The 1,640-nt window shown below is 52.6% G+C and carries 2 protein-coding genes; one reads left to right on the top strand and one right to left on the bottom strand.

Annotation, left to right across the window (positions count from 1 at the left end; translation table 11 throughout):
- Window positions 1-193: 193 nt before the first annotated feature.
- Window positions 194-571, bottom strand: coding sequence for a hypothetical protein (locus CFR80_RS18020; RefSeq protein ID WP_019086781.1), 378 nt, complete (start codon window positions 569-571; stop codon window positions 194-196).
- Between the two features lie 340 nt (window positions 572-911).
- Here CFR80_RS18020 and CFR80_RS18015 point away from each other — a divergent pair, with 340 nt between their 5' ends.
- A complete protein-coding gene (locus CFR80_RS18015; RefSeq protein WP_110507842.1) occupies window positions 912-1,538 on the top strand; it encodes a GIY-YIG nuclease family protein in 627 nt (208 codons plus the stop codon).
- Window positions 1,539-1,640: the final 102 nt, after the last annotated feature.

Raw genomic sequence — 1,640 nt, 5'->3', positions numbered from 1 at the left:
TCCTACGTGCATTGATTACCCAATCATCGCGATACAACACGCTTGAATCGCTACCGTCAGCCATTAGAACGCATAACCCATATCCAAATTACGTATATCAACCACCCGTTCTGTTCTGCTATCGTTCCATGAGAACGAAAGGGAAACAATGAACGGGAACGCGGCGAAAGACCTACGGGTGATTGGGGATGGGTCAGGCTGCATTGGTGTCGATTCTGGCCTTGAGAAGCGCCATCAGACCGAGGCGCTCTTCCTGGCTCATAGCGCGCCAGATCTTGAGGAGAAGAACCTCGAATCTATCATGAGCCACATCACCACCCGACTGATCCGGCGCAGGACTGAAGAGCATGTTAGGGGTCAGCCCCAGCGGCTTCAGGAACTCAAATGGCGGCACGTTCAAGGTGTGAGCTATTTTTACCACTGCGAGAAGATCAGGCGCAGTGGTGCGGCGCCGAGCGTTTCGCATGGTGTCGATCCCCACACCCGCCGCACGCATGACTGATGACTCCGACGGTGAACCGGCGGCTTTCAGGGCTGCGTCATAGACGCTGAAGAACTCCTCTACGCTCATGCGGTCTTTTTGCCGTTTTTTGAGGAAAATTGCATGCGGTAATACGACCGCACTTTCTTGTTGACGAAGCGGTCAAATGACCGCATTGTTCCGTCATGGAACTCACAGAGAAACTCTCGAAACTGACTGATGCCTACTGCGAGGCGCGTGGTGTATCGGTCGCGACAGTTTCGGGGATTATTTTCAAAAATAGTCGAACCCTTCCACGAGTGAAATCTGGTGGGGATCTTAAGACACGCAGCTACCACCGCGCAGTCTCATGGATAAGTAATAACTGGCCTTCCGATAAGGAATGGCCGTCAGATATTGCGCGTCCAGTAGTTGATGGAGGGCGCGTGTAATGCCCGTGTACTTCATTCGGTCTGGAAATGACGGACCGGTAAAAATTGGCAGCACGAACAATATTCGACGCCGCATGCAGATGCTCCAGACAGGTAGCGCGAACCAATTGGTATTGCTGCGCGCCTTTATTGGGGGGAAAGTGGAAGAAAGGGCCATTCATGATCGTTTGTCGCGTTTCCGGGTTTCTGGGGAATGGTTTGAGGCATCTAACGAAGTTCTAAATGGCGATATGGGCCTTCCTTTATTTGAAGTCTCACATAAGCTGTCAAAAAATCGGGGAGGTCGACAGAACATTTGGTCTCCTGAGGCAAAGAAAAGCTTTGCGAAAAAGACAGCATCTCGTTGGAGTGACCCGGAATGGGCGGATGCTGAACGCAAAAGACGAAAAGAAAACGGCCCCAATCTTTCGCGCCTCTACCATGAGCGCCAAGTATCTTACTGGACGGAAGCATCTTGCCGCCTCAGCGATGCTAATGATGAGAAAGGGGCATCATGGTGCAAAGAGCAGGCGGAAAGACATTTCCAAGTATTGGAAAATAAATTCAGCATCCCCCGCGAAGAACTCCGCCCGGACCTTTTCCGCGGCGTGACGGTCGTGCGGCCTGAAGGGGAGGGTGCGCAGTGAGCATCCCCAAGATGTGGTCCGAAATAAACGCAGAGGAGATCGGGCGCGGCGCAGGTGTTTTTATTTCAGAAACCGATGCGGTGAAAACGCGCGTGTGGCCGC

Origin of the sequence: Komagataeibacter oboediens (genome assembly GCF_003207815.1) — a bacterium.
In the GTDB taxonomy this organism is placed as follows: domain Bacteria; phylum Pseudomonadota; class Alphaproteobacteria; order Acetobacterales; family Acetobacteraceae; genus Komagataeibacter; species Komagataeibacter oboediens.
This window is presented reverse-complemented; position numbering and strand designations above follow the sequence as displayed.

Coding starts and splice junctions, on each gene's coding strand:
- CFR80_RS18020 (WP_019086781.1), bottom strand. CDS start 571: ATGAGCGTAGAGGAGTTCTTCAGCGTCTATGACGCAGCCCTGAAAGCC.
- CFR80_RS18015 (WP_110507842.1), top strand. CDS start 912: ATGCCCGTGTACTTCATTCGGTCTGGAAATGACGGACCGGTAAAAATT.